24 protein-coding genes, 1 other RNA gene and 1 pseudogene are annotated in these 26,221 nt (G+C 64.1%); 14 read left to right on the top strand and 12 right to left on the bottom strand.

Translation table 11 applies throughout. The features are described 5' to 3' along the window. The first annotated feature begins 137 nt into the window (after nt 1-137). The 5 genes from DES43_RS00145 to DES43_RS00165 all read left to right on the top strand — a co-directional run bounded on the left by DES43_RS00145 (nt 138) and on the right by DES43_RS00165 (nt 6,308). Nucleotides 138-1,019 carry an outer membrane protein assembly factor BamD gene (locus DES43_RS00145; protein ID WP_035024166.1) on the top strand — a complete coding sequence of 294 codons (882 nt, stop codon included), beginning with the start codon at nt 138-140 and terminating at the stop codon, nt 1,017-1,019. An 8-nt stretch (nt 1,020-1,027) separates the two neighbouring features. Next, nucleotides 1,028-2,707, top strand: coding sequence for a DNA repair protein RecN (gene recN, locus DES43_RS00150; RefSeq protein WP_035024164.1), 1,680 nt, complete (start codon nt 1,028-1,030; stop codon nt 2,705-2,707). Between the two features lie 198 nt (nt 2,708-2,905). After that, nucleotides 2,906-5,041, top strand: coding sequence for an NAD-dependent DNA ligase LigA (gene ligA, locus DES43_RS00155; protein WP_035024014.1), 2,136 nt, complete (start codon nt 2,906-2,908; stop codon nt 5,039-5,041). A gap of 206 nt (nt 5,042-5,247) precedes the next feature. Next, a complete protein-coding gene (locus DES43_RS00160; protein WP_051520405.1) occupies nt 5,248-6,015 on the top strand; it encodes an AzlC family ABC transporter permease in 768 nt (255 codons plus the stop codon). Next, on the top strand, nt 6,012-6,308 hold the full coding sequence (locus DES43_RS00165; protein ID WP_035024010.1) for an AzlD family protein: 297 nt from the start codon (nt 6,012-6,014) through the stop codon (nt 6,306-6,308). Before DES43_RS00160 ends, DES43_RS00165 begins: the two co-directional genes overlap by 4 nt. Before the next feature lie 5 nt (nt 6,309-6,313). Here DES43_RS00165 and DES43_RS00170 read toward each other — a convergent pair whose 3' ends face one another. The 3 genes from DES43_RS00170 to DES43_RS00180 form a co-directional block, all read right to left on the bottom strand. Next, nucleotides 6,314-8,146 carry an aminopeptidase P family protein gene (locus DES43_RS00170; RefSeq protein ID WP_035024009.1) on the bottom strand — a complete coding sequence of 611 codons (1,833 nt, stop codon included), beginning with the start codon at nt 8,144-8,146 and terminating at the stop codon, nt 6,314-6,316. 86 nt (nt 8,147-8,232) lie between these two features. Beyond that, nucleotides 8,233-9,111 (bottom strand): 50S ribosomal protein L11 methyltransferase, encoded by an 879-nt coding sequence (locus DES43_RS00175; protein WP_035024007.1) that lies wholly within the window; start codon nt 9,109-9,111, stop codon nt 8,233-8,235. A 21-nt stretch (nt 9,112-9,132) separates the two neighbouring features. Beyond that, the gene (locus tag DES43_RS00180; RefSeq protein WP_035024005.1) at nt 9,133-9,708 is read right to left on the bottom strand and encodes an SCO family protein; all 576 of its coding nucleotides are present in this window, start codon (nt 9,706-9,708) and stop codon (nt 9,133-9,135) included. Nucleotides 9,709-9,896: 188 nt separating this feature from the next. Here DES43_RS00180 and DES43_RS00185 point away from each other — a divergent pair, with 188 nt between their 5' ends. The 3 genes from DES43_RS00185 to DES43_RS00195 all read left to right on the top strand — a co-directional run bounded on the left by DES43_RS00185 (nt 9,897) and on the right by DES43_RS00195 (nt 11,657). Beyond that, nucleotides 9,897-10,391, top strand: coding sequence for a CreA family protein (locus DES43_RS00185; protein ID WP_035024163.1), 495 nt, complete (start codon nt 9,897-9,899; stop codon nt 10,389-10,391). A gap of 55 nt (nt 10,392-10,446) precedes the next feature. Next, nucleotides 10,447-11,088 (top strand): DapH/DapD/GlmU-related protein, encoded by a 642-nt coding sequence (locus tag DES43_RS00190; protein WP_035023997.1) that lies wholly within the window; start codon nt 10,447-10,449, stop codon nt 11,086-11,088. 182 nt (nt 11,089-11,270) lie between these two features. Next, on the top strand, nt 11,271-11,657 hold the full coding sequence (locus DES43_RS00195) for a hypothetical protein (RefSeq protein ID WP_035023995.1): 387 nt from the start codon (nt 11,271-11,273) through the stop codon (nt 11,655-11,657). A 115-nt stretch (nt 11,658-11,772) separates the two neighbouring features. Here the strand turns inward: DES43_RS00195 and DES43_RS00200 are convergent, their stop codons facing one another. Continuing rightward, the gene (locus tag DES43_RS00200) at nt 11,773-12,978 is read right to left on the bottom strand and encodes a hypothetical protein (protein WP_051520404.1); all 1,206 of its coding nucleotides are present in this window, start codon (nt 12,976-12,978) and stop codon (nt 11,773-11,775) included. Between the two features lie 237 nt (nt 12,979-13,215). Here DES43_RS00200 and DES43_RS00205 point away from each other — a divergent pair, with 237 nt between their 5' ends. After that, a complete protein-coding gene (locus tag DES43_RS00205; RefSeq protein WP_035023993.1) occupies nt 13,216-13,629 on the top strand; it encodes a low affinity iron permease family protein in 414 nt (137 codons plus the stop codon). Nucleotides 13,630-13,678: 49 nt separating this feature from the next. Next, entirely contained in the window at nt 13,679-13,966 is a 288-nt protein-coding gene (locus DES43_RS00210) for a hypothetical protein (protein WP_035024159.1), read from the top strand. 13 nt (nt 13,967-13,979) lie between these two features. On the opposite strand, the gene DES43_RS00215 is transcribed toward DES43_RS00210, so the two are convergent. Then, a complete protein-coding gene (locus tag DES43_RS00215) occupies nt 13,980-16,631 on the bottom strand; it encodes an ATP-dependent helicase (protein ID WP_035023991.1) in 2,652 nt (883 codons plus the stop codon). 208 nt (nt 16,632-16,839) lie between these two features. Here DES43_RS00215 and DES43_RS00220 point away from each other — a divergent pair. Further along, a pseudogene (locus DES43_RS00220) lies at nt 16,840-17,106 on the top strand (membrane-bound PQQ-dependent dehydrogenase, glucose/quinate/shikimate family); the annotation flags it as partial. Nucleotides 17,107-17,286: 180 nt separating this feature from the next. Then, nucleotides 17,287-17,535, top strand: a complete 249-nt coding sequence (locus tag DES43_RS00225) for a hypothetical protein (protein WP_035023987.1) — start codon at nt 17,287-17,289, stop codon at nt 17,533-17,535. A gap of 122 nt (nt 17,536-17,657) precedes the next feature. On the opposite strand, the gene DES43_RS00230 is transcribed toward DES43_RS00225, so the two are convergent. Then, complete coding sequence (locus DES43_RS00230) at nt 17,658-17,900, bottom strand: hypothetical protein (RefSeq protein WP_245264641.1); 243 nt, start codon at nt 17,898-17,900, stop codon at nt 17,658-17,660. Nucleotides 17,901-17,999: 99 nt separating this feature from the next. Then, entirely contained in the window at nt 18,000-18,485 is a 486-nt protein-coding gene (locus DES43_RS00235; RefSeq protein WP_035023985.1) for a thioesterase family protein, read from the bottom strand. Nucleotides 18,486-18,602: 117 nt separating this feature from the next. Here DES43_RS00235 and DES43_RS00240 point away from each other — a divergent pair, with 117 nt between their 5' ends. Both DES43_RS00240 and DES43_RS00245 read left to right on the top strand, forming a co-directional pair. Beyond that, nucleotides 18,603-20,012, top strand: coding sequence for an FAD-binding oxidoreductase (locus tag DES43_RS00240; RefSeq protein WP_035023983.1), 1,410 nt, complete (start codon nt 18,603-18,605; stop codon nt 20,010-20,012). Between the two features lie 90 nt (nt 20,013-20,102). Beyond that, complete coding sequence (locus tag DES43_RS00245; RefSeq protein WP_133674761.1) at nt 20,103-23,849, top strand: AsmA-like C-terminal region-containing protein; 3,747 nt, start codon at nt 20,103-20,105, stop codon at nt 23,847-23,849. A gap of 132 nt (nt 23,850-23,981) precedes the next feature. Here the strand turns inward: DES43_RS00245 and DES43_RS00250 are convergent, their stop codons facing one another. The 5 genes from DES43_RS00250 to ssrA form a co-directional block, all read right to left on the bottom strand. Next, on the bottom strand, nt 23,982-24,203 hold the full coding sequence (locus DES43_RS00250; protein WP_035023978.1) for a ribbon-helix-helix domain-containing protein: 222 nt from the start codon (nt 24,201-24,203) through the stop codon (nt 23,982-23,984). A gap of 21 nt (nt 24,204-24,224) precedes the next feature. Beyond that, nucleotides 24,225-24,422 (bottom strand): DUF4169 family protein, encoded by a 198-nt coding sequence (locus tag DES43_RS00255; RefSeq protein ID WP_035023977.1) that lies wholly within the window; start codon nt 24,420-24,422, stop codon nt 24,225-24,227. A 14-nt stretch (nt 24,423-24,436) separates the two neighbouring features. Further along, on the bottom strand, nt 24,437-24,961 hold the full coding sequence (locus tag DES43_RS00260; protein ID WP_035023975.1) for an SspB family protein: 525 nt from the start codon (nt 24,959-24,961) through the stop codon (nt 24,437-24,439). A 119-nt stretch (nt 24,962-25,080) separates the two neighbouring features. Then, complete coding sequence (locus DES43_RS00265; protein ID WP_035023974.1) at nt 25,081-25,644, bottom strand: AAA family ATPase; 564 nt, start codon at nt 25,642-25,644, stop codon at nt 25,081-25,083. A gap of 138 nt (nt 25,645-25,782) precedes the next feature. Beyond that, nucleotides 25,783-26,138: a transfer-messenger RNA gene (gene ssrA, locus DES43_RS00270) on the bottom strand. Nucleotides 26,139-26,221: the final 83 nt, after the last annotated feature.

Consider the following 26,221-nt stretch of genomic DNA (forward strand, 5'->3'; position numbering starts at 1 on the left):
CGGTGGACGGATGTGCAAACGCCACGTTTGCCACAAAAATGTGCGATTGCCGGACGATAGCGTTGCCGCGCGTGCCGGTTATGGTCTATGGCTGCACGCTGACCGACGAAACGGTGCCGAAAGGGCGAAACTCAACCATGTTGTTCAAACGGGCTGATCGATCGATGGCAACAGTAAAGGGCCCGATGGGGCGGGTTGTCATGGCTTTGTCCGTTGCCGTGGTGCCATTGGTGCTGGCAGGCTGCATGTCCTCGTCGGACAAGGATCTCGATCTGTCCACCTATGTCGAGCAGACCGAGCCCGCGGACGTGCTTTACAATCAGGGGCTCGCCAATCTGAATGCCGGCCGTCTCGGCGAGGCGGCGAAGAAGTTCGCGGCCGTGGATCGCCAGCACCCTTATTCGGAATATGCCCGCAAGGCGATGGTGATGGGCGCCTTCACCAATTACCGGCAGGGCAATTACGACGACGCCATCCAGATGTCGCAGCGGTTCCTGAACCTCTATCCGACCTCTGAAGATGCCGACTACGCAGTTTACATCGCCGGCCTCAGCTATTTCCGTCAGATCCGTGACGTGACGCAGGACCAGAAGGAAGCACGCCTGACCGCGCAGACCATGCAGGAACTGGTCAACCGCTGGCCGGATTCGCAATATGCAGAGGATGCGCGCACCAAGATCCGCTACGCCAACGATCAGCTCGCCGGCAAGGAGATGCAGGTCGGTCGCTACTATCTCGAGCGGCGCGAGTATCTGGCGTCGATCAAGCGGTTCCGCACCGTGGTCGAGCAGTATTCCAATACCCGCCATATCGAGGAGGCGCTGGCGCGTCTCGTGGAAGCCTACTATGCGATGGGCCTGACGGATGAGGCGCAGACGGCTGCCGCGGTGCTCGGCCAGAATTACCCGAGCAGCCAGTGGTACAAGGATTCCTACAAGCTGCTGCAAAGTGGCGGGCTTGCGCCGCGTGAGAATGCCGGCTCGTGGATATCGAAGGCCGGGAAGCTGATTACCGGCTGACGGCTGCCATGCTCTCCAGGCTGTCGATCCGCGACATCGTTCTGATCGAGAAGCTGGACATAGACTTTGCTCCGGGTCTTTCGGTGCTGACCGGCGAGACCGGGGCGGGCAAGTCGATCCTGCTCGATTCGCTTTCCCTTGCTCTGGGCGCGCGCGGCGATGCTTCGCTGGTGCGCCATGGTGCTGCGCAGGGACAGGTGACGGCGGTGTTCGACGTGCCGCGAAATCATCCCGCGCGCGACATTCTTTCCGAAAACGCCATAGACGATGACGGCGACATCATTTTGCGCCGTATTCAGACGGCGGACGGCCGCACGCGCGTTTTCGTCAACGACCAGCCAGCCAGCGTGGCGCTGATGCGCACCGTCGGCCATGCGCTGGTGGAAATCCACGGCCAGCACGACGAGCGGGCGCTTGTCGATGCCAGCGCCCATCGCGAGGTTCTGGATGCGTTTGGCGGTCATGCCAGCGCCGTGCGCGAGACGGCCGAGGCATGGCGCGTCTGGCGCAGCGCCGAGCAGGAGCTCGCCCGCCATAAGGCACGGGTGGAAGCGGCGGCGCGCGAGGCGGACTATCTGAGGGCCGCCGTCGCGGAACTCGTGCAGCTCGACCCGCAGCCCGGCGAGGAAAGTGAGCTGGCAGCCTTGCGCACGGACATGATGCGGGCGGAAAAGATTGCCTCCGAGATCAGCGACGCGCAGGACGTGCTGTCCGGCCCGTCCTCGCCCTTGCCGCAACTGGCAAGCCTGCTCAGGCGTTTGCAGCGCAAGGCGGCCGAGGTTCCGGGCCTGCTCGACGATGTGGTGACGTCGCTCGATGAGGCGATGCTTTCTCTCGATGCCGCGCAATCCGGCGTCTCGGCTGCCCTGCGCGCCACGGAATACGATCCGCAGCGCCTGGAGCAGGCGGAGGAGCGGCTGTTCGCGCTGCGTGCCGCTGGCCGCAAGCACAATGTGCAGGTCGACGATCTTGCCCGCCTGCGCGACACCATGGCGGCCGATCTGGCCGATCTCGATGCCGGCGAGGAGCGGCTGGCGGTGCTGGAACAGCATGCACGGCAGGCGCGCGACCTTTATGACCAGAGCGCCGCGCATCTTTCCGAGCTGCGGAAGGCAGCAGCCAAAGGGCTGCGCAACGCCGTGATGGCCGAACTGCCCGAACTCAGGCTGGAGCGGGCGGAATTCATCGTTGAGATGTCGAGCGAGCCCGACAGCCGCATGGAGGAGGGCATCGACCAGATCGAGTTCTGGGTGCGCACCAACCCCGGCACCCGCCCCGGCCCGATGATGAAGGTGGCTTCGGGCGGCGAGCTGTCGCGTTTCCTGCTTGCGCTGAAGGTGGCGCTGGCCGACCGGGGTTCGGCCCCGACGCTGGTTTTCGACGAGATCGATACGGGCGTGGGCGGCGCGGTGGCGGATGCCATCGGCCAGCGCCTTGCCCGGCTGGCGAAGGGCGGCGTGCAGGTGCTTTCCGTCACCCACGCGCCGCAGGTGGCGGCGCGTGCCTCCACCCATTTCCTGATCTCCAAGTCGGGTGGTGCGGACCGTGTCGCCACCGGCATCGTCGCCATGGACATCGATGCAAGGCAGGAAGAGATCGCCCGCATGCTGGCCGGCGCGACGATAACCGACGAGGCGAGGGCGGCGGCCGAGCGGCTCCTGCGTGAGAACATCGCTGCGGCGATCTGAATTATCGATAGAGCATTGGAGCAGCCGGAAACCGGATTCCAGTTTTCGGTCCAGTGCTCTCAGCCCGGCCTGCCTGTCCACAACTGACAAGATGATTCAGGAGAGAGGCGCAGGCACCTGTTTCCGTTCGGCTTTGCGCGCGCTACATACTTCTGCTTCGCGCAGGTCAACAACCTGCCGCCCATGAGAGATTCCGCCATGTCCGATAAACCCGTCGATCTGCTTACCGAAAGCGAGGCTGCCGCCGAGCTGGAGCGGCTGGCGAAGGAAATCGCGGATCATGACAGGCGCTACTATTCCGAAGACGCGCCGACCGTCTCGGATGCCGATTACGATGCGTTGCGGATCCGCAATGCCGAGATCGAGGCGCGCTTTCCTGAGCTGGTGCGGGAGGATTCGCCGTCGCTGAAGGTCGGCACGACGCCTTCGGGCGTGTTCGGCAAGGTGGTCCATGCCGTGCCGATGCTGTCGCTCGACAACACATTTTCGGATGAGGACGTGCGCGATTTCGTCACGAGCGTGCGCCGCTTCCTTGCCCTGCCGGCGGACCGCGAACTGGTGTTCACCGCAGAGCCGAAGATCGACGGGCTGTCCATGTCGCTGCGTTACGAGAACCGGCGGCTGGTGACGGCGGCGACGCGCGGCGACGGCACCACCGGCGAGAACGTGACGGCCAATATCCGCACCATCGCCGAGATACCCGAGACGCTGCCGGCGGATGCGCCGGACGTGGTCGAGGTGCGCGGCGAGGTCTACATGCGCCGCGACGACTTCTTCGAACTGAACCAGCGCATGGCCGAGACCGGCCGTGTCTTCGCCAATCCGCGCAATTCCGCTGCCGGCAGCCTGCGCCAGCTCGATCCGGAAGTGACCCGCCAGCGCCCGCTGCGTTTCTTCGCCTATGCGTGGGGGGATGCGTCCGCACCGCTTGGCGAAACGCAATATGAGGTGGTGAAGCGCTTCGGCGACTGGGGATTCCGGGTCAACGAACTGATGGCGCGCTGCGACACGGTTGAGGCGATGCTGGCGCATTACCATCGCATCGAGGCCGGACGCGCGGAAATCCCCTATGACATCGATGGCGTCGTCTACAAGGTCGACCGGCTCGACCTTCAGGAGCGGCTGGGCTTCCGCTCGCGCAGCCCGCGCTGGGCGACGGCGCACAAATTCGCCGCCGAGAAGGCGATGACGGTGCTGAACGGCATCGACATCCAGGTCGGACGAACCGGGGCGATGACGCCGGTGGCGCGGCTGGAGCCGGTGACGGTTGGCGGCGTGGTCGTCACCAACGCCACGCTGCACAATGAAGACTATATCAGGGGCATCGGCACGGCCCGCGAAGGGCGCGACATTCGCGTCGGCGATACGGTGGTGATCCAGCGCGCCGGCGACGTTATCCCGCAAATCCTCGACGTGGTGATGGAGAAGCGCCCGGCGGATGCCGTGCGTTACGAATTTCCGCACACATGCCCCGCATGCGGCAGCCATGCCGTGCGCGAGGAGGGGGAGGCGGTGCGCCGCTGCACGGGCGGGCTGATCTGCCCCGCGCAGGCGGTGGAGCGGCTGCGCCATTTCGTGTCGCGCAACGCCTTCGACATCGAGGGACTGGGCGAAAAGCAGATCGAATTCTTCTTCCAGTCGGACGATCCATCCCTTCAGGTGCGCTCGCCCGCCCACATCTTCACGCTGAAGGAACGCCAGCGCGATTCGCTGACCAAGCTGGAGAATGTCGACGGCTTTGGCGCCGTTTCGGTGAAGAAGCTGTTCGCGGCCATAGATGACCGCCGCCGGGTGGAGTTCTCGCGCTTTCTGTTCGCGCTGGGCATCCGCCATGTCGGCGAGACAAACGCCAAGCGTTTCGCCCGTCATTTCCTGTCGTTCGAGGCATTCCGCAAGCTGGCCGAAGAGGCGGTGATGCCCGAGGGCAAGGGCGATCCCGGCAATGCCGCCTGGCAGGAACTGAACAACATCAACGGCATCGGCTCCATCGTTGCCGGGGCGGTGGTGGAATTCTTCGGGGAGGATCACAACCGGCAGGTGCTGGATGCGCTGCTGGCGCAGGTGACGCCGCTTGACGAGGAGCCGGTCGGCACGACGGATTCCCCGGTTGCCGGCAAGACTGTGGTGTTCACCGGCGCGCTGGAGAAGATGTCGCGTGACGAGGCCAAGGCCATGGCCGAAAAACTGGGCGCGAAGGTTGCAGGTTCCGTATCGAAAAAGACCGATCTTGTTGTGGCAGGGCCGGGTGCCGGCTCGAAACTCAAGCAGGCGACGGAACTCGGCATCGAGGTGATCGACGAGGACGCGTGGTTCGCGCGCGTGGGCAGGCAATAGGGCAGCGGGCGTTCTGGCGAACGATGCTTCCGCTGCTCTGGCTTCTTTCCCGGCCGCATTCATGCGATGTCAGGCGATTCGGTCTGACTGCAAAATGCTCCAGGATTTTTGCCCTCGATCCGTTTTCGCTGAACGGCTGGCTCAAGCGAATTCATGTGACAGAGCCCGGCCGGCTGAATAGATACAACCTTTTCCGGGAGTGATCCATGGCAGGACAGGCAGCGGATTCGCGCTCGTCCACGAGCAAATCATCCATGAGCGAATTCTGGCACGGCGCGCGGTTCGGGCTTCCGGTCTGCATTGCCGTATCCCCTTTCGGGCTGCTGTTCGGCACGCTTGCCGTGGAAAACGGCCTGTCGGTTCTCGAAGCGGTCTTCATGAGCGCGTTCGTGTTCGGCGGCGCCAGCCAGATGGTTGGTATCGAACTGTTCGGCCAGAAGGTCGCGCCGTGGATGATCGCTCTTTCGATCTTCGCGGTGAACTTTCGCCATGTGCTCTATTCGGCGGCAATCGGCCGTTATCTGGCCGGATGGCCGCTTGCGCGGCAAGCTTTTGCCTTCTTCCTGCTGACCGACGCACAATATGCGCTCGCCGAAAGCCAGATCCAGAGCGGACGCAAGCTCACTTTCGCCCGCTATATGGGAGCTGCGGTTACCAGCTATCTGACATGGGTGGCGACGACGGTGATTGGCGCCATCTTCGGCAAGCTTATTCCCGACACCAGCGCCATCGGCGTGGACTTCCTGCTGCCGATCTATTTTCTGGGGCTGGTGATGGATTTCCGCAAACGCCCGCTCTGGCTGCCGGTTGTGGCCGTGAGTGCGGTGGCATCGATTCTTGCCTACAGGTTTGTGGGCTCGCCGTGGCATGTCCTGCTGGGGGCACTGGCCGGCGTTGCGCTGGCCGTCATCCTGCCGCCCTCGCGCAGCGGCATCGGCGCCGCTCCGGCACAGGCCGTGGAGAACCGGGCATGAGCAGCGCCTTCTGGGTCATCCTTGCCGGCGCTCTCGCCACCTATCTGACGCGCATTGGCGGGCATCTGGTGATTTCCCGGCTGGAGCGCATTCCGCCGCGCGTCGAGGCCGGGCTCAACGCCGTTCCGGCAGCGGTGCTGACAACGCTGGTGGCGCCTGCCGTGCTGACGGCAGGCCCGGCGGAATGGCTGGCGCTGATCGTAGCGGGCCTGGTGGCCCTGCGCGGCGGCCTGCTCAGCATGTTCATAGCGGGCGCTGTGGTGCTCCTCATCGCCCGCCAGTTCATGGCCTGATCGGCCTACGCGCCAAGCGGCGCGCAGGCCCGTTCGAGCCACGCCAGCGCTTCACCGTCGACCATCGGGCCGATTTCGGCCAGCACGCGGGCATGATAGGCGTCAAGCCAGTTCAGTTCGTCGGGTGACAGCAGATCGGAAACGATCATGCGCCGGTCGAAGGGGGCAAGCGTCAGCGTCTCGAAGCTGTGCATGGCGATATCGCCGCCTTCGATCCGTGCTGCCTTTTCGACCACGATCAGGTTTTCAAGGCGGATGCCATAGGCGCCTTCCTTGTAATAGCCGGGCTCATTGGAGAGGATCATGCCCTCCAGCAGCTTCTCCATGCCGGTTTTGGCGATGCGCTGCGGCCCCTCATGCACGGCAAGATAGGAGCCGACGCCATGGCCGGTGCCGTGGGCGTAGTCGAGTCCGTGCGCCCATAGCGCGATACGGGCGATGGCATCGATATCAGCGCCGCGCGTGCCGGCCGGAAAGCGCAGGGTCGAAATGCCGATCAGGCCCTTCAGCACCAGCGTATAGCGCCGGCGCATTTCTTCCGTGGGGCGACCGATGGGAATGGTGCGGGTGATGTCGGTGGTGCCGTCCTGATACTGTGCGCCCGAATCGAGCAGGAACAGTTCACCGTCACCGAGCTTGCGGTTGGTGGCGCGCGATACGCGGTAGTGCATCACCGCGCCGTTCGGGCCGGAGCCGGAAATGGTCGCGAAGGAAACGTCGCGCAGCGGCATCTGCGTTTCCTCGCCTGCCTGCCGGCGGAAGTTTTCCAGCGCCTCGACGGCCTCGATCTCGTCGGTTGCACCCGGCTCCTGACGGTCCAGCCAGCACAGCATGCGCGCAATCGCCGCGCCGTCGCGGCGATGGGCGGCGCGGCTGCCTTCCAGCTCGGCGCCGTTCTTGGTGGCGCGCGGTATGCGGGCCGGATCGGCTGCCGCGACGACCGTGCCGCCATTGGCCTCGACCACCATGCGCAGCTTCTCGGCCGCCAGCACCGGATCGAGCGCGATGCGCGCGCCCTTGACCGCAAGCTCCGTAATGGCGGGCTCGAACTCCTCGGGCTGGTGCGGCTCTGCAAGCTGGGTGAGATAGGCTTCGACCTCGCGCGAGAATTTCGCCTTGTCCATGAACAGCCGGTGCGAGCCGTCGGCTGCCAGAATGGCGAAGCCGAGCGCCAGCGGCGTATGTGGCACGTCGTTGCCGCGAATGTTGAAGGCCCAGGCGATGGAGGAGGGGTCGGTGAGAACGGCATGGGTTGCGCCGTCGGCCCCGATCGCGGCTGCCAGCCGGACAAGCTTGTCCTTCGCCAGTTCACCGGCAAAGGCGATGGACTGGATTTCCACCGGGGTGACAGGCGCTGCCGGCTGGTCTTCCCAGACGGCATCGACCGGGTTTTCCTCCAGCGGCACCAGCTCGACGCCGGCCTTTTTTGCCGCCGCCTTCAGCGTGTCGATCTCGCCGGTGGTGTGCAGCCACGGGTCGAAGCCGAGGCGGGTTCCGGATTTCAGGTTCTGGCCGATCCATTTCGACGGCGGATTGTCGACGAGGCTGTCATAGCTGAAGATGGCGGGGTCGGTTTCCTTGCGAACCTGCAAGGTGTAACGGCCGTCGACGAAGATGACGGCGCTGTCGGCCAGCACCAGCGCCACGCCGGCCGAACCGGAAAAGCCGGTCAGCCATTTCAGCCGGGCGGCGCGCGCCGGCACATATTCGCCCTGATGCTCGTCGGCGCGGGGCACGAGGAAGCCATCGATGCCATTGGCTGCCAGCCATGCGCGAAGGGCGGCAAGGCGCGGCGAGGCAAGCGAGGGATCGCTGGACGAATCGAACGACTGGAACATGTCAGGATTTCCCGGAAGTGAATCTTCCGGGAACCTAGCCTTCCCGCGTCATGCTGACAATGCGCCAGCGGGCAGGGCAGACCCGGTCAGGCGGCAGGCTTGAGATGGATGGTGACCCAGCCTTCGCGGTGCAGCGTGGTGATGTGGGCAAAGCCCTGCGCGACATAGGCCTCCACCACGGCATCGTGCTGGCGGTCGAGAATGCCGGACAGGACCAGCGAGCCGCCGGGGCGCACATGGGCGGCCATCTGCGGGGCGATCTCGATGAGCGGGCCAGCCAGAATGTTGGCGACGATAAGTGCGAAGGGGCCGCGCCCGGAAAAAACCGGATGATCGAAACCCGTCGCGGTAACCGTCTCGACATGATCGGCAACGCCGTTGAGTTTCACATTGGCGGCGGCAACTTCCGTGGCGGCCGGATCGATGTCGGTGGCCAGAACCGGGATGGGGGACAGCTTTGCCAGAGCGATGGCAAGAACCGCGCTTCCTGTCCCCAGATCGAGCGCGTTGTCGGGCTGCTCGGCGGCGACCACCTGCTCCAGCATTTCGAGGCAGCCGGCGGTGGTGCCGTGGTGGCCGGTGCCGAAGGCGAGGCCGGCCTCGATCTCGATGGCGATGTCCCCGTCGCGGCGCTCGGCCCGGTCATGGGAGCCATGGACGAAAAAGCGGCCGGCGCGCACGGGCTGCAGCCCTTCCAGCGAACGGGAGACCCAATCGATGTCGGGCAGTTCCTCGCGCCCGATGGCCTGATCGGCGGAAAGGGAGGAAAGCGCGTCGCGCAGGCGGGCCTCGGCCGCGTCGATATCGCCATCGGCGTAAAGCGAAACCTCGTGGATGTCGCGATCCTCATCGACCTCCAGCACGGCAATCGGCCAGCCATCGTCCTCGAAGGCCGTTTCGAGGCTGGCAAAGATGCGCTCGGCCTCATCCTTCGAGGTGGTGAAGTGGAGGCGCGTCTGGGTCATGAAGTCGGGAACCTGTTGGTTTCAGCCGCCCGCAGCCAGCCGCTTCAGCTTGGCCCTGGCAGCGTCGGGGCTCTCGCCATAGGCGATGGTGCCGAAAAAGTCACCCTGCGAATTGAGCAGCAGGACCGATGCGGTGTGGTCGAGGGTGTAATCGCCATCGTCGGTCGGCACCTTCTTCCAGTAGATGCCGAAGGACTTGGCCATGGCGAAGACCTTTTCCGGCTCGCCGGTGATGCCGGTGATGCGGTCGGAGAAATTGCTGATGTAGGTGTTCATGATCTCGGGCGTGTCGCGCTCGGGATCGACGGAAACGAAGTAGGCACGGATGTCCTTGCCCTCGTCACCCAGGGCATTCAGGTAACCGGCGAGCTCAAACAGCGTGGTCGGGCACACTTCCGGGCAATGCGTGAAGCCGAAGAATACGGCCGCGGGCTGGCCACGGAAAGCCTGCTCGGTAATCGGCTCGCCCCTCTGGTCGGTAAGCGTGAAGGGCGCGCCGAAAGGCTCGCCGCTGTGGCGCTGGCTGTACCAGTTGAAGATCAGGAAACCGATGCCGACAGCGATGAGGACGAGAAGGCCGAAGAGAATCTTGCGCATGGGAGGGCAGTCCGCTTTCAGGCGGCCTCAGGCCGCATCAATCCGACAGATGGGCCTGTTCTAGTCGCCCGGCGGAAACTGTCAAAGTGGGCCCATTGCCGCAAGGGCTGTCCGGTCACATCATCGTGCTTGCAACGGGGCGGCCTTCACCCCAATTTGCAGGAGAAATCCCGACGCAGACGGAGAACATCGTGCGCAAGACCCTGGCCAGCCTGACAGCAGCGGCGACCATCGCCGGAACCCTCGCTTCCGCTCATGCCGAACAGGTGGGCAAGATCGGTGTCGACTGGTTCGGCAACGACATCAAGATCGAGGCGGTGAGCGATCCCAAGGTGCAGGGCGTGACCTGCCATCTAGCCTATTTCGACCGTGGCGTCATCGACCGTCTCCAGAAAGGCAACTGGTTCGAGGACCCGTCCAACGCCGCCATCTCCTGCCAGCAGACGGGGCCGATCAGGATCGGCGACATCGATCTCGGCAAGAGCGGGGAAGAGGTGTTCCGGCAGTCGATCAGCCTGATCTGGAAGAAGCAGGTGGTGAAGCGGATCTACGACAAGGCCAACGATACGATGATCTATCTGGCGCATTCGCAGCAGATTCAGGACGGATCGGCCAAGATGGCCATTGCGACCATCCCGCTTTTCGGACAGCAGGTCGAGTGGGAGAAGGGCAAGCCGCAATAGTTCCGCAGCAGGCAGGAGGCTTGCCGAAGGCGAGGGCGCGTCGTACAGCCGCCCGATGGACGAGCGTCAACAGCCAGAGCCGCGCGATGCACAGCCGCGCATCCACCCGACCGCGGAGCTGAAGGGCTGCCGGCTGGAACCTTACGTGGCCATCGGAGAGCGGGTTGTTCTGCGCGAGGTGACGGTCGGAGCCTTCACCTATTTCGAGCGCCACGCGGAAGCCATCTACTCGACGTTGGGCAAATTCTGCTCGGTCGCGGCAAACACCCGCATCAACGCGCTGGAGCATCCGATCGAGCGCATCACCCAGCACAAGGTGAGCTACCGCCCCAACGAATACTTTCGCTATCTCGGCGTTGATTCCGCCTTTCGGGAACGCCGGCGGGCCAGGCACGTCACCATTGGCCATGACGTGTGGGTCGGGCATGGCGCGGTGATCCTGCCTGGCGTGAGCGTGGGCAATGGCGCGGTGATTGGAGCCAACGCCGTGGTGACGCGCGATGTGGAGCCCTATGCGATCATGGCCGGATCGCCGGCTCGGCTGCTTCGCTACCGTTTTGCCGCCGGTATTGCCGCGCGCATCGAAAGGCTGGCGTGGTGGGACTGGCCTGCCGAAAAGATCGGCCGCGCGGTTCCCGACATGCAGGCCGTGTCTATCGAAGACTTTCTCAGACGTTGGGAACATCCTCAGAGCTGACGTCGCATCTGCGCCGGTAACCATATCTCTTAACGTAAAACATTAGCGTTAAGATTCGGTTTACGGGTTGTATTATGAAATATTGGCAATCTTCAGTTGTAATTCTTTGCGGAATTCATATCCTGACATCGGAGGTATTCATCTGAGGCGCAAGGACAGACGGAACAACAGAGGAGAGTGTCATGAACAAGTTCACCGTTATTCTTGCAACCGCAGCCGTTTCTTTCACCGCAGTCAGCGCCCATGCCGGCGGATGGGGTTCCAAAGGCAACAGCAACAATTCCAGCGGCGGCCTGATCAATGTGGCGCCGGCCGTGGCGCTCGGCGACATCAAGCTGCTGAACGGCCTTTCCATTCTCAACAAGTCGCCGATCCTTTCCGGCAACAACACCGTGCTCGGCAATGGCATCCTGAGCGGCATCGGCCTCGGCATTCTGGGCGTCGGCGCAGGCTCGGCCAACTCGCCGGTGGGCATTTCCGGCGGCGGCAATACCTATACCGACAACAGCGGCAACAATTACAACAGCGGCAACGGCAACTCTTCCTACTCCGTGAAGAAGCGTCGCTAGACCAATAAGTCGGATGTCCGGGTCCGGCGGCGGGCAGGAGGGTTCGCGTCCCTCTTGCCCGCATCCGTTCAGGGGAACGGGGAAGGGATGCCGCGCATTGCCTCATGGCCGGGCTTCATATCTGCGCCCGCAAGCCAATGAAGACATCGGTGGTGCGCTCGCGGATGTCGAGGATGGTCTTGAAGGTCTTCGACACATCGACCCGGAATACAGCGCTGAGCGGCGTGGCGAACGCATAGGTCGCCTGTGCATAGAAGCCCCGCCCGCGCTCTTCGTTCTCCATGAGCAGGTTCTGCTTCACTTCGCGATACACGCCGGCCGACAGGGCGAGGCGTTCGGTGGCCTTCCAGCCCAGTTCGGCTTCGGCGCGGTCGAGCCAGGAAGCGAGGGGGTCGTCGGTGTCTCCTGTCTCGTAGCGGCCGAACCATGCGCCGCGCAGTTCGAAATCCTTCGGCAGCGGCATGGACGCTTTCACATGCCATGCGGGCCTGATCTGCGAATAGATGCCCTGCGCACCGCGCAAAGCTTCGGCGCCGAAAGCCATTCCAACCGACAACCCGGCCTCGCTGCGCGTCTCCAGCTCGCCCTGCGCGCCGTAGAGCGCATAGGACAGCGCCACGGGCGGCGAACCGAGCTTCTCGACGGAGGCAAACAGCGCCGAAAAGGATCCTCCGGCCGCCAGAGGCCCGATTGTGCGCATGACACGCGCCGCGAGCCGGAACTTGTTCACGTCCGGGTCGAGACGGGTCGGCAGGATCACATCTTCCTCGAAGCGCGTGCGGCCCGTGGTCTCGAAGACGTTCGAGGCGTCGAGGACGAGGGCTGTGGCCTCGTCCACGGCGATGCCCATCTGCACCTGCGCCGCCAGGACCTGCTTCAGGGCGCGTGTGCCGATCACGAGCGGACCCAAATCCAGATGATCGCCTTTGCTGATTGCCGACCAGGTCAGCGTGCCGCGCAGTTCCAGCGCGGGCGAAAAGCGGCGGAAAGCATGCGCCGAGACGGCAATGCTGCGATCGTCCTCTATGGCGATGCGGTCATGGCGCGTCAGCTGGAATTCGGCGGCGATGCCGGCATTGGCCTCATCGTTCCCGATGTCCTGACGCAGCGATCCGCGCAACAGCGTGTACCAGTCCGCCACCGCAAATTCGCTGTCCAGCGCATTGCTCGTCCAGTGGCGTTCCAGCGAAGCGGAGATTTTCGGGCCCGGCTGCTCGGCCAGTGCGGGATCGGCAAGGAAAAGGGCCGGAAAAGCAATTGCCAGCGCAAGGATCGAAGCCGTAAGGGTCAGTTGCCGCCTCCGCTTCGGCCTTGTCGCCATCTTGCCTCTCCCGGTTCCGGGACCCCTTCCGCCGTGCGGGGGTGGCGAGGCGGAAGGGGCCGGAGGTTCCGCTGAAGCGGAAGGAACAGGCACCATTGCCTGCATGGACGATGATGCGCCTGCGTGTCTAAGATGCGGTTTTCATTATTTTCACCCATAAGTTGCATCTGGTTGTGTTCTGCGCAGTGTGGAACCTATCGCCATGCGCGACGGTTGTTCCGGTGTCGAGGGAGCAGCATGCTGGAGAAACCCTTCACCAGAGCCGCCAATGCGGTCGCCTATGTCACCGGTTTGCCGGTGGCTTTCATTGCCTGTCTTGCGCTCGTGCTCGGATGGGCGGTCAGCGGGCCGTTGTTCGGCTTTTCCGACACATGGCAGCTGATCATCAACACCGGGACCACCATCGTTACCTTTCTGATGGTGTTTCTTATCCAGAACACGCAGAATCGCGACGGTGCCGCAATGCAGACAAAGCTGGACGAGCTGATCCGCATCAGCAATGCGAACAACCGCTTCATCGGCATCGAGCATCTGACCGAGACGGAGGTCGAGGAAATTCGCCGGGCCTGTGAACGGGCGGTAAGGCGCAAGTCCCTGCACCCGAACGCTTCCCGGTCAACGACCGGAAAGTCCCGACCGGCCGCCGATTGACCTTTGCGTTCAGGCAGGCATGCTTGGGGCTGTCGAACAAGAGGATGTCGTGGCGGACTGGATCGAAATCCTGCGCAAGCAGACCGAAACGGGCGAGAAGATGGCGCGTGAGGTGCCCGTGATCCTTGAAAATCCGCATGTGACGGAAGCGCAGGTGCGGGCCCTGTTCGACGAACTCGACCGGCAGGCGGAATTCGTCGAGAGCCTGCGCGAGACTCTGGAGAAGTTCGACCATGATTTCTCGGTGATCGAGGCGGCCGAAAAACTGGAAGAGCGTTTCGGCGATCTCGCTGCCGCAGCCGCGGAAAAGCTGAAAGCCATGCGTTCGGGCGGATAAAGCCAGCCGGCCGTCAGGCCGCTGTCACGAAACTGTCCAGCACCTTCTTCTGGCCGGCGCGGTCGAAATCGATGGTCAGCTTGTTGCCGTCGATGGCGGAGACGTTGCCGTTGCCGAACTTCATGTGGAAGACGCGGTCGCCGATCCTGAAGGCGGACGGCGCGTCGGCCACCGATTTCGCGACCAGTTCGCCGTCGATCGTCCGGCCCTTGACCGAACCGCGGCCGGCGCCATAGCCGGAATCCGCCTCGCCATAGCCGATGCGTTCGACCGCATGGCCGGAACGCGTACCCCAGTTGCGGCTGGTGGCCTCGGTGCGGTTCTGGCGCGCGCGCTGCCAGCCGGGGGTGGCGTAGGTGCTGGAGAACGCCTGATTGCCCTGATCGCCCCGTTTGGCATAGCCGCCGGAGGGGGAGCCCACGTTGTCGAAGCGCGAGGCGCCGTAAGGGTTGCCATAGCCGCCGAAGCTCGACCCGCTTTCGTTCACCTCGACATGCGCTTCCGGAAGCTCGTCAAGGAAACGGGAAGGGATGGTCGACTGCCACAGGCCGTGGATGCGGCGGTTGGAAACGAACCATATGTGCAGGTTCTTCTTGGCCCGCGTCAGCCCGACATAGGCGAGGCGGCGCTCTTCCTCAAGGCCGGAGCGGCCACCTTCATCGAGCGCACGCTGATGCGGGAAAAGACCTTCCTCCCAGCCGGGCAGGAACACGGTCTCGAATTCAAGTCCCTTGGCCGAATGCAGCGTCATCAGCGAAACGGCGTCGAGGTCCTCGTTCTTGTCCGCATCCATGACCAGCGCGACATGTTCGAGGAAGGCGCGCAGGGATTCGTAATCCTCCATGGAGCGGATCAGCTCCTTGAGGTTGTCGAGCCGCGTCGGCGCATCGGCCGCACGGTCATTCTTCCACATGTCGATGTAGCCGCTTTCCTCCAGGATCGTTTCGGCCAGTTCCGTATGCGGCGTGGTTTCCAGAAGGTCCTGCCAGCGGGCGAAATTGGCGGCGACCTCGCGCAACGCTGCCCGCGGTTTCGGCTTCAGCTCGTCGCTTTCCGCCAGATTGGCGGCGGCCTGCAACATCGGCACGCTAAGCGCGCGGGCCGTGTCATGCACCTGACGGATGGCGGCTTCGCCGAGACCGCGCTTCGGCACGTTGACGATGCGCTCGAAGGCGAGGTCGTCGCCCGGATTGGCCACGACGCGCAGATAGGCCATGGCGTCGCGGATTTCCTGCCGCTCATAGAAGCGCGGGCCGCCGATGACGCGGTAGTTCAGGCCGATTTCGATGAAACGGTCTTCGAAGGAGCGCATCTGGAAGGACGCGCGCACCAGAATTGCGATGTCGTTGAGCGCGTGCTTCCTGCGCTGCAAGGCTTCGATTTCTTCGCCAACCGCGCGGGCTTCCTCGTCGGAATCCCACGCTGCATGGACATTCACCTTCGGATCGTCCGGGTCCGGCTGGTCGGTGAACAGCGTTTTGCCGAGCCGCCCCTCGTTGTGGGCGATGAGATGGGCGGCGGCGCCGAGAATATGGGCGGTGGAGCGGTAGTTGCGCTCCAGCCGGATCACGGTCGCGCCCGGAAAATCCTTCTCGAAGCGCAGGATGTTGTCGACCTCCGCTCCCCGCCAGCCATAGATCGACTGGTCGTCGTCGCCTACACAACAGATGTTTATCTGTTGTGTGGGTTTGTCTTCGCTCACGGGCCGCACCGCCGCCTGCGGCGGCTGGCCCTCCGCGGGGGCAGGCGAAACGTCGCCCGGTGCGCCGTCGCGCGCTCGGCCTTCGCCTGGTTGGATAGAGCTTGCGCGCGGGCGCTGGGCCAGCAGACGCAGCCACATATATTGGGCGGTGTTGGTGTCCTGATACTCGTCCACCAGAATGTAGCGGAAGCGCCTGTGATACTCGGCCAGAATATCGTGATGGGCGCGGAAGATGCGGATGGGGTGCAAGAGCAGATCGCCGAAATCGCAGGCGTTCAGCGTCGTCAGCCGTGCCTGATAGGCGCGGTAGAGCTCGCGCCCGCGACCATTGCCGAAGGAGCGCGCGTCGCCCTCGGGAATTTCTTCGGGACCGAGCCCCTTGTTCTTCCAGCCATCGATCATCTGCGCGAAGGTGCGCGGCGTCCAGCGCTTGTCGTCCAGCCCTTCGGCCTGAATGAGCTGCTTGATCAGGCGGATAACGTCGTCGGTGTCGAGAATGCTGAAATCGGAGCGCAGACCGGCGAGCTCCGCGTGACGGCGCAGAAGCTTGACGCCGATTGAGTGGAAGGTGCCGAGCCACGGCATGCCCTCGACCGCTTCGGGAACCAGCATGGCGATGCGCTGCTTCATCTCGCGCGCGGCCTTGTTGGTGAAGGTCACCGCAAGGATCTGCGAAGGAAAGGCGCGACCGGTGGCGAGGATATGGGCGATGCGGGTGGTGAGCACGCGCGTCTTGCCGGTGCCCGCGCCCGCCAGAACCAGAACTGGGCCTTCGGTGGTCTCGACAGCCTGCCGCTGCTCGGGGTTGAGGCCGCTCAGATAGTCCGGCGGGGCGTTCTGCGCCTGCCTGGCGGCCATGGCGCGCGCGGCGATGCCGGAAGGCGCGCCGGCGCTGCCGGAGGCGGCCGGGGGCCTTGCGCCCGGTTCATCGAAGAAGGGCATATCGTCGGAAAAGCCGGACATCGTTCCTGAATGTAGTGATTCGATCCCGAAAGACCAGAAGTGTAGCCGTTTTGTTCTGTTTCAAGCTTCGCTTATCCCTCCCGGCTGGCGTCTGCAAGGAAAGCCTGCAAGGGGCGGAACGTTACGTCCCCGGCATCATTATTCCCGACTGGTCATCCTTAGCGCTCGAAGTTGGGGGATCAGCTTTGGCCATTTTCATCATATGTCTGGTGTTCCGGGCATTGGCGGGCCGGTCATCACAGCCGGCGGAGTCGCATTCCTCGGCGCGGCCGTAGACGATTATCTGCGCGCCTATGACCTCACCAGCGGAAGGCAGCTCTGGAAGGCGCGGCTGCCGGCGTGCGGCCAGTCCACGCCCATGACCTATACGGCAGGCGACGGCAGCCAGTTCGTCGTCATCGTTGCTGGCGGGCACGGCTCGGTTGGCACAAGGGCCGGCGACCATGTGCTGGCCTGGAGGTTGCCGAAACAATAGCAGCCGGCCAGCCGGCAGGGGGTCGGTGGACAAACCGTCTCCATAAATCCACACCTGCGGGCTTCTCGCGGGGAGCTGGGTCAGTTTGGCCTTGCCCCTCGCGCGCTCTCGGTTAAGTCTGTGGGCAATGCCCGTTCCGGAATCGTCCCGGGGAGTACGGGCGGGTGCAAGGAATGAGGCATGGACGATAATTTCGACAAGGCCGGCATCGCAGTCATCATCGTGTTCGGCGCATTGTGTCTGGGCGGGCTGATGGCTGCCAATCTTGTGGCGGGCGACCGCAATGGCTTCCTGCTGGCGCTGGCAGGTTCCCTGACCGCCTATATTGCGGGTTATGCGGTGCTGTTCGATCTGCCGCGCGTCTATGCGATCCTGATCGCAATCGCGCTCATATTCGGCATCGCTTCCACCATCGCCTATGCATTCTAGACCCGGCACGGGTGAGGGAAACATGCGCTGCGAAGCGAACTCGCCGCGCGCGGGCGCTCATGCGCCGATTCCGAATTTTTTCTTAACTCATTGATCTGAAACGTTGTTCGAGATGAGTCGCGTCAGGCGTGTCCGCGTCGCGAGCGCGCCTGCTTGAGGATGGCGCGCCAGCGCACCATGTCGAAGGGGATGGGATCGCCCCTGGCGGAAATCTCGAAGATGCGATTGTCGACATTCCTGAGCGAGCGCCAGAAATCATAGTCGGACACGCGCGGATCGGCGGCCAGCCTCTCTGCTTCCATCGTCACGCTGCGTATCGGGCCGGCCATCGCGGGGGATGGCGGCAGGTCGTTCTGCGTAGCCATGCGAATGGATTGGCCGGCGGCGCGATTCGTTGCAACGGCTCCGGCACGGCTATCCCCCGTTTATGACCGGTCAGGGTTAATGGTGGCGCTGTCAGCCGGTTAGCCGGTCTTGCGGCGAATGCCGATGGACCTGCCGGCGCGTTCGGGAAACGGCAGGGCGGCATGCGCCGTGCGCATCGATTCGAGGTTGGAGGCAACATCCGGGGGGAAGGCCGCGACCTTCGGACCGGCCATATCGACATGCAGGGACAGGGTTTCCGCCGTGGCCGCCAGCCAGCCGTCGGCATGGCGGATTTCCTGATAGGAACGCAGGCGTTTGTCGTCGCTGTCCAGCACCTGGAAGCTCACCGTCACGCGGTCGTTGAGATGCAGTTCGCGGACATAGCAGACATGTATTTCCGCGGTGTAGATGGTGAGCTTGCGCTCCTGCGCATAGGCCGCACCCATGCCGAGCAGGTCCAGAACCTCGTCCGAACCGCGATCGAACAGCACGTTGTAATAGGCCATGTTCATGTGGCCGTTGTAGTCGATCCAGTCCTTTTCGACTTCCATGACACGAGAGACAAAGGGCAGGGAAACGCTCATGAAAGCTCCATCTGAAGCTGGACAAAATCGCCGGAAAGGCAGATCAGGTATACACATATTCGCGGGCCAAACCTAATCGCAACCACCTGGCCCGTCTGTTCTGCCAGCGGAGGATTAATGGCTCTCAGCGACCTGATTGCAGTGCAACGCAACGACGAAGGCATCGCGAAGGTGCTGGAAATCCTGCGCAACGAGTTTGGAGACCGCTTGCAGACGGGCCATTCGATTCGAGAGCAGCACGGCCACACCACCACCTATCTGCCGAACCAGATGCCGGATGGCGTCGTGTTCCCCGAAAACACCGAAGAGGTGCAGAAGATCGTACGCGCCTGCGCGGCGCATCGCGTGCCGCTGATCCCGTTCGGCACGGGCACCTCGCTGGAAGGCCATGTGAACGCGCCGGGTGGCGGCATTTCGCTGGATACCTCGCGCATGAACCGGATCCTCGCCGTTAACGCCGAGGACCTCGACTGCACCGTCGAACCGGGGGTGACGCGCGAGGAGCTCAACCGGCATCTGCGCGATACGGGCCTGTTCTTTCCGATCGATCCCGGCGCAAATGCGTCGCTGGGCGGCATGGCGTCGACGCGGGCGTCGGGCACCAATGCGGTGCGCTACGGCACCATGCGCGAGGCCGTGCTGTCGCTGACGGCGGTGATGGCCGACGGCGAGGTGGTGAAGACCGGAGCCCGGGCGAAGAAGAGCGCCGCCGGCTACGATCTTACGCGCCTGCTGGTCGGTGCGGAGGGCACGCTGGGTGTCATCACCAGCCTGACCTTGCGCCTTCAGGGCATTCCGCAGGCGATCTCGGGAGGGGTGTGTCCGTTCCCGACGCTGGAGGCGGCCAGCCGGGCCGTGATCGCGACCATCCAGATGGGCATTCCGGTGGCGCGCATCGAACTGGTCAATGCGTTGCAAATGAAGGCTATCAACACCTATTCCAGGCTCGACTATCCCGAAAGCCCGTGCCTGTTCCTCGAATTCCATGGCAGCGACGCCGGCGTGGCCGAGCAGGCGGAACTGTTCGGCATGATCGCCGAGGAGCAGGGCGGCGGACCTTTCCTGTGGACCACCGTGGCGGAGGAGCGCAACAGGCTGTGGAAGGCGCGGCACGATGCCTACTGGGCATCGTTCTCGCTTCGGCCGGGAGCCAAGGGGCTTTCCACGGATGTGTGCGTGCCGATTTCGCGACTGGCCGAATGCGTGGCCGAAACCGAGGCGGATATAGCCGAAAACGGGCTTCTGGCGCCTGTCGTGGGCCATGCCGGCGATGGCAATTTCCATACGCTCGTGCTGATGGACCCGGACGATCCGGCCGAAGTCGCCAAGGTGGAGGCGTTCGTCGCCCGTCTCAACAGGCGCGCCATCGCCATGGACGGCACCTGCACCGGCGAGCATGGCATCGGACAGGGCAAGTCCGGTTTCCTGCGTCATGAGCTCGGTCATGGCGTCGATGTCATGCGCCTCATCAAGCAGGCCCTCGATCCGCACGGCATTTTCAATCCCGGCAAGACGATCACCGGGTAGGAATTTGCGGTGGGGCAAACCTGTATTGCCTCTTTATCGTCATCGATATCCGGGTAGGATCGGCAAACCTTCAGGATTTGCAGTGAGGACATGCTCGCACGCCTGTTCGTAATCGTCGGCGGATTGCTGGTGCTGGTGCTGCTTGCAGCGCTGGCGGTGCCGCCGTTCATCGACTGGACGGGCTACCGGGCCGGGTTCGAGCGGGAGGCCAGCGCCATTCTGGGCCGCAAGGTCACCGTGCGTGGCGATGCCAGAGCGCGGCTGCTGCCGTTCCCTTCGGTCACATTCACGGATGTGGCGGTTTCCGGGGGCGCGGCGGGGCAGCCTTCCATGACCGTGGACACGTTTTCCATGGATGCGGAACTCGCCCCGTTCCTGCGTGGCGAGGTGCTCATCTTCGACATGCGGCTGGAGCGGCCGCGCGCCATCATCGGCGTGGGCGAGGACGGCAAGGTCGACTGGGCCATGCGGCCTTCCTCGCCTTTCGATGCGGCGCAGATCGCCATCGAGAAGCTGACCATCACCGACGGCGAGGTGGAACTGCGGCACGGTATCGGCGGACGCACGCATTCGCTGACGAACATCAATGCCGCCGTTTCGGCAAAATCCCTGCTGGGGCCGTGGCGGGTCGACGGTTCCATGCTCTTCGACGGGGAATACAGCGATATTTCCGCATCCACCGGCCGGGTCGCGGAGGACGGCCAGATGCGCGTGCGGCTGCGCATCCGCCCGGACAGCTATGCGGCCACTGTCGAGAGCGACGGCAACGCCAGCATCGAAAAGGGCGTGCTGACCTATGCAGGCCAGTTCAGGCTGGCCGAGGACATTCAGGGGCCCCTGGAACTGCGCGACGGCGAAGGCGAGGCGGTTTCGGTCCGTCCGGCAAAAGCCGCACCCGGATACCGGGCCAGCGGAAAATTCCGGTTCGACCATCAAAGGCTGGTCCTCGACGAGTTCCGTTTCGAGACCGGCCCGCTCGACAATCCCTACGCGGCGGACGGCACTGCCTTCCTCGATCTCGGACAGGAACCGCGTTTCCGGATCGAGGCGGCGGGCGCGCAGGTGCAGTTCGACGAGGCGGTTTCAGGCGAGCGCGGACCTGTGCTCAGCGCCGGGGAGCGCATTGCCGCACTTGAAAAGGCGCTGCGCCGCCTGCCGCGCCCGACCATCCCCGGCTCCGTCGACGTGAAGCTTCCCGCCGTGGTGGCCGGGGACACCACCATCCGCGACGTCCACCTTTCGGCCGAACCGGTGCAGGACGGCTGGCTGGTGCATTCGCTGGGCGCGACATTGCCGGGGCGGACCACGCTGGAAGCCGACGGCCTGTTCACCGCCGGCGAGGCGTCCGGCTTCCGGGGCAAGATGCTGCTTGCGGTGGCGCAGCCTTCCGGATTCGCGGCATGGCTGGCGAAAGATGTGGATGAGGCGGTGCGCCGGCTGCCGGCCGCGGGATTCAGCGCCGAGGTCGATCTTGCGGCCGCGCGCCAGCGGTTCAGCAATCTGGAACTGATGCTGGGCAGTGCGAAGTTCACCGGCCGCGCCGAGGCCGTGCAGGAGGGCGATGCGCGCCCCTCGGCGACCCTTGCGCTGGATGGCGGGGCGCTCGATCTCGAAGGTCTTTCCGCCTTCGCATCGATCTTCGTCAGCAGCGAGGGCGTGAACCGGTTCGCAGGGCAAGATCTCGATCTCGAAATCAGGGCGGGACCGGTGAGTGCATGGGGACTGTCGGCGGATCGGGTGGATACGGCGCTGCGGTTGCGCGACGGCGTGCTTGAGGTCGACCGTCTCGCCCTGAGCGAACTGGCCGGAGCTTCCGTAAGCGCCACGGGCCGCATTTCGAATTTCCCGGAAAGCCCCGCCGGCCGTCTCGACGCCTCGCTCGTCGCCGTCGATCTCGCGCCGCTGGTGGATGCGCTGGAGAGCCAGTACCCAACGAATGCCGTGGTTGCGGGGCTCGCCCGGCGCGTCCACGCCTGGCCCGGCCTGCTGGAGGATGCGCGCATCGATGCGGTGATGAGCGTTGCCGCCGGGGATGGCAGCGCTGGCGGCTTCGCCATTTCGGCCCATGGCAGCGCGGGTGGCTCGGCCTTCTCCGCCAGTCTTTCGGGCCAGAGCAACGGCGACGACATGTTGCGCGCCCCCTTGTCCGCAACGCTGGGCATCAGCAACGACGACGGGACGGCGCTGATGGCTCTGGCCGGGTTTCCGGCGCTGCCGCTCGGCCTTGCAGGTCCCGCCGTGGCTGATATTTCAGCCCGGGGCAATCTTTCCGACGGCATGGAGACCCATGCCCTGCTGGCCGGCGACGATTTCAGGGCTTCTTTCGAGGGCACTGTTTCATCCGGAGATGGAGCTGCGGTAAAAGGCAAGGCCAGCCTCGAAGCTGCGGACATCGAACCCTGGCTGATGACGGCAGGCGTGGTGCTGCCCGGAATGGGAACCGGAGCCTCGGTATCGCTGGCGGCGGATGCCGACTATGAGGGCGGCCTGCTGATCCTCAACGGGCTTTCCGGCACGGTGAACGAATCCGCCGTTTCCGGCGACATCAATGTCGAGGTGAAGGAGGGCGGGCCGCACATCAGCGGAGAACTGGCGCTCGACGAGCTCGACCTCGACCCGATGGCGGCCATGGTGATGAGCGACGCCGCGTTCGGGTCCGTTGCGGAAGGGTGGCCGAGCGCGCCGTTCCCGGCTGCTTCCGCAGCGCCGTTCAGTGCCGAACTGACGGTTTCAGCCTCGGCGTTGCTGGCGGGTCATTTCGCCACCGCATATGACGCCTCGCTGGCGCTGAAACTGGACGGGGAGGGCCTGCGCGTATCCGGCCTGAGGGGCAAGCTGTTCGGCGGCGGGCTGTCCGGCCTGTTCGAACTGAAGAACTCGGCAGGTACGGGATTGCTCAACGCGCAAATGAGCCTTTCGGGCGCCGACCTCACGGCGATCCTGCCCGAGGCCGGTTTGTCGGGCAGAGCCGATATCTCGGCCTCGGTTTCCACCACCGGCAAATCGGTGGACGCAATGGTGACGTCGCTGTCAGGATCGGGCACCGCATCGCTGAAGGACCTGCATATCGCCAATCTCAACGAGGATGCCCTGCCGGCCTTCCTGATCGCCGGCGATGCGGCCGGTCGCGATATCGATGCCCGAAGGACGGCCGAATTTGCGCCGGGAATAGCAGCCGGGGGCAGCTTTGCCGCGCAGGACGCCGATATCGCCTTCACGATCGCGAATGGCGTGGTTCGCGCACCGCCCGTCAAGCTTGCGGGCAGGGCAGCGGATATTTCGGCCGATCTCACGGCCGATCTGGCCAGCGGCAATGTGCATGTTCAGGGCGCAATCGCCTACCGGCCGGGCGAGGCTGCGCTCGTGGGGTCCGAACCCACGCTCAACTTCGCCATCGACGGGCCGGTCAGCGATATGCAGCGCGGTTTCGACACGACGCCTCTGGCCCAATATCTGACGCAACGGGCACTGGAGCACGAGCAGCAGCGCGTGGAGGCGATGCAGGCGGAGCTGCTTGAAAAGCAGCGGCTGCGGCGAGAGGCGAGATACTACGCCGATCTGCAGGCACAGCGGGAGCACGCTGCGGAAGAAGAACGCCGCCGTCAGGAAGAGGCGCGGCTCAAAGCGGAAGAGGAGGCACGGGCGAAGGCGGACGCGGAACGTGCCGCACGCGAGGAGCGGGAACGCTTGCGGCGGGAGGAGGAGTTGCGCACGCGCGCATCTCCGGCAATCGAGCGGGCACCGCTGCCGCCGCCCGGAAACGACAACAGCGGCGACCCGCCCGCGACCGAGCCCTTCATCTTGCAGAACCTGCTGAAATCGCTGGAAGATGGGTAAGCCACGCTGCTGGTCTCGTCACCGCCGGGGAACGGAGCGCATGCGTAGCGGAGACGTCACGGAAGGAACCGGAAAAGCCTGCCTTTTCTTCCCTGCGACAGTTTCCGGGATCGGCGCCTTCGGATGTCTGCCTCAGCTCCGCCTGCCCTTGGCCCAGTCGAGCACATAGAGCCGCAGCGCGGACGACAGATTGGACTCTCTGGAGCGTTTCTCGTCCACCTCCGCAACCAGCGCGGCCAGCGGCATGTCGCGGGTGAGGGAGATCGTGACAAGATCGTCATGGAACGGCTGCTCCAGCGAGTAGCTGGTGCGGTGGCCGCGAATGGTGACGGAGCGCTTTTTCACCAGCCCCATGTCATCATCCCTTGGCTGGGTTCATTTTTCATCCGCGGGCGACAGCCGCAAAAGTCTGTGGCCGTCCAGAAAGCCGGCTGCCTTGTCGCCCGCCTTGCGGTCACGCTCGCGCTCGGCTTTGCTGCGGCCGTGGAGAGCCCGGTTCTCTGCTGCCGTACGCTCCTTGTCCTCCCGCGTCTTACGTTTGCGGACCTGACGCAGGTTGATGAGGTCGGCCATCGGCTGATCCTGCCCTACTTCTTGCGGAAGGCGTCGAGCGATACGACCTCGGCGCCCTTGCCTTCAGCCGGCTGCCCGGCTTCCGGCGTTTCCTTTTTCGGCGCGGCCGGCTTTTTGGCGGTCGCCGGCTTCACCTCGGCAGGGACGGGAGACGCTTCGGGTTGCTCGTCTTCGGCCGGCTCGGTGCGGACGTCGAACTCCAGCTCGAAGTTCACCGAGGGATCGTAGAAGCCGCGCACCGCCGAGAAGGGAATCTCCAGCTTTTCCGGAATGTCGGAGAAGGACAGACCGACCTCGAAGCCGGTGTCTGTAACTTTCAGATCCCAGTACTGGAACTGGATGACGATTGTCATCTGTTCCGGATAACGCTCGCGCAGACGGCTGGAGATGCGCACACCCGGCGCGCCGGTCAGGAAAGTGATGAAGAAGTGATGGTTGCCCGGCAGCCCCGTGCGCGCAACCTCGGCCAGCACCTTGCGCATAACGCCGCGCAGGGCCTCCTGGGCCAGGATGTCGTATCTGATATGGTCGTCGGCCATGAACAGTTCCGTTGAATCGTCGGCATAGCTGTAATCAAGCTTGGCGGCGGCGTAAACCGCATATAGAGCCCGAAACGTCTTGCGGGGGTTCCGGCTGCGAAGATTTGATCGGAGGTCTGCTACGACCTGTGCACCCGCAATGCCGGTCCGATGGTATCGAGAACGAAATCCACACGCTGCGCGACCGGTGCGAAAGGCAGGAGAACAAGCTCGTAGCCAAGTTCGAGATAGACGGCTTCCATCGCATCGAATGTACGCCGGGCTTCATCGGCCGTTTGCCTGCGCTCGGCGTCCTGCCCGAAGATTTCCGGCCAGAATGGCGCGATGAAGACACGGCGATTGTAGCGCATGGTTCCGGCCGCGCGCATCATATGCTCCGGTACGGGCAGGCCGGCCAGCCGCAGATAGCCGACGGTGTCGGGAATGCCCCTGTCGAAGAACAGGGTGCCGGGCATGTCCCTTGCGCAGACATGCGATCTCATTTCCCATGAAAGCATCAGTTCGGCGAAGAGGGGCGGGTCGCGCCATGGCAGGGCGGGGCCCTCTATCGCCTGCTGGCCACGGATGATGCCGCGCCCGGCTTCCGGCAATGTCGAATATCCCTGTGCGGCCAGCGCTTCCAGAAGCGTGGTCTTGCCCGAGCCGGGGCCGCCGGTGATCACGATGAAACGTTCGGTATTCATTGTGACACTCCTTTTCTGTCATGTGCCGTGAATCGCAGGAGAGGAAAAAACGTCAGTGCAGGCGCGCAAAAGCCTACGGCATGCGGGTGCATGGCCGGCAAAGACGCGTTCAGGGGAAATGCGGGGGGGGGGGGGAGAAGTGGAGGTTTCTGTTGCCAGGTACCTCCGAACCCCGCCTAGAGGTGCGAACCCCTAGGAGTTTGATTGAAGCTGTCGCACCGCATTACGCAGCGAGACGTGCTTCCGCATAGTTGTCGTTGGCAACTATAAGTTTAGCCCGATAACGGTGGTACAATGCCGGGCAAAAGTACGATCTTTACACCTTCGTCGATCCTGTTTCGCCCCCAGCAGAAGCCGCCCGTAACGGCGGTTTCTGGTGGAGGCGCCGGGTACCGCCCCCGGGTCCGAACGGCTTATTTCATCGCCCGTTTATCGCCATAGCCGGACGAGCCGGCGAAGCGAATATAGGCACTCCCGCAACCAAATGGAAGAGTGTGCGTACAGGCAATTATCGGTGGCGGAGAGGGTTTCTTTAACTTGACTTGCACGCGCGATTTCTTGCAGGCTCGCACGCGGT

The organism is Aquamicrobium defluvii (assembly GCF_004363725.1).
Taxonomy (GTDB): domain Bacteria; phylum Pseudomonadota; class Alphaproteobacteria; order Rhizobiales; family Rhizobiaceae; genus Mesorhizobium; species Mesorhizobium defluvii.

Bases quoted from the DNA above. Each gene is read 5' to 3' on its own strand.
- DES43_RS00175 (WP_035024007.1), bottom strand. From the start codon at position 9,111: ATGACCCAGACGCGCCTCCACTTCACCACCTCGAAGGATGAGGCCGAG.
- DES43_RS00250 (WP_035023978.1), bottom strand. From the start codon at position 24,203: ATGGGGCTGGTGAAAAAGCGCTCCGTCACCATTCGCGGCCACCGCACC.
- DES43_RS00190 (WP_035023997.1), top strand. From the start codon at position 10,447: ATGGACGAGCGTCAACAGCCAGAGCCGCGCGATGCACAGCCGCGCATC.
- DES43_RS00145 (WP_035024166.1), top strand. From the start codon at position 138: ATGTTGTTCAAACGGGCTGATCGATCGATGGCAACAGTAAAGGGCCCG.
- DES43_RS00230 (WP_245264641.1), bottom strand. From the start codon at position 17,900: ATGGCTACGCAGAACGACCTGCCGCCATCCCCCGCGATGGCCGGCCCG.
- DES43_RS00260 (WP_035023975.1), bottom strand. From the start codon at position 24,961: ATGGCCGACGACCATATCAGATACGACATCCTGGCCCAGGAGGCCCTG.
- DES43_RS00215 (WP_035023991.1), bottom strand. From the start codon at position 16,631: ATGTCCGGCTTTTCCGACGATATGCCCTTCTTCGATGAACCGGGCGCA.
- DES43_RS00240 (WP_035023983.1), top strand. From the start codon at position 18,603: ATGGCTCTCAGCGACCTGATTGCAGTGCAACGCAACGACGAAGGCATC.
- DES43_RS00180 (WP_035024005.1), bottom strand. From the start codon at position 9,708: ATGCGCAAGATTCTCTTCGGCCTTCTCGTCCTCATCGCTGTCGGCATC.
- DES43_RS00245 (WP_133674761.1), top strand. From the start codon at position 20,103: ATGCTCGCACGCCTGTTCGTAATCGTCGGCGGATTGCTGGTGCTGGTG.
- DES43_RS00200 (WP_051520404.1), bottom strand. From the start codon at position 12,978: ATGGCGACAAGGCCGAAGCGGAGGCGGCAACTGACCCTTACGGCTTCG.
- ligA (WP_035024014.1), top strand. From the start codon at position 2,906: ATGTCCGATAAACCCGTCGATCTGCTTACCGAAAGCGAGGCTGCCGCC.
- DES43_RS00235 (WP_035023985.1), bottom strand. From the start codon at position 18,485: ATGAGCGTTTCCCTGCCCTTTGTCTCTCGTGTCATGGAAGTCGAAAAG.
- DES43_RS00205 (WP_035023993.1), top strand. From the start codon at position 13,216: ATGCTGGAGAAACCCTTCACCAGAGCCGCCAATGCGGTCGCCTATGTC.
- DES43_RS00165 (WP_035024010.1), top strand. From the start codon at position 6,012: ATGAGCAGCGCCTTCTGGGTCATCCTTGCCGGCGCTCTCGCCACCTAT.
- DES43_RS00160 (WP_051520405.1), top strand. From the start codon at position 5,248: ATGGCAGGACAGGCAGCGGATTCGCGCTCGTCCACGAGCAAATCATCC.
- DES43_RS00170 (WP_035024009.1), bottom strand. From the start codon at position 8,146: ATGTTCCAGTCGTTCGATTCGTCCAGCGATCCCTCGCTTGCCTCGCCG.
- DES43_RS00225 (WP_035023987.1), top strand. From the start codon at position 17,287: ATGGACGATAATTTCGACAAGGCCGGCATCGCAGTCATCATCGTGTTC.
- DES43_RS00255 (WP_035023977.1), bottom strand. From the start codon at position 24,422: ATGGCCGACCTCATCAACCTGCGTCAGGTCCGCAAACGTAAGACGCGG.
- DES43_RS00195 (WP_035023995.1), top strand. From the start codon at position 11,271: ATGAACAAGTTCACCGTTATTCTTGCAACCGCAGCCGTTTCTTTCACC.
- DES43_RS00265 (WP_035023974.1), bottom strand. From the start codon at position 25,644: ATGAATACCGAACGTTTCATCGTGATCACCGGCGGCCCCGGCTCGGGC.
- recN (WP_035024164.1), top strand. From the start codon at position 1,028: ATGCTCTCCAGGCTGTCGATCCGCGACATCGTTCTGATCGAGAAGCTG.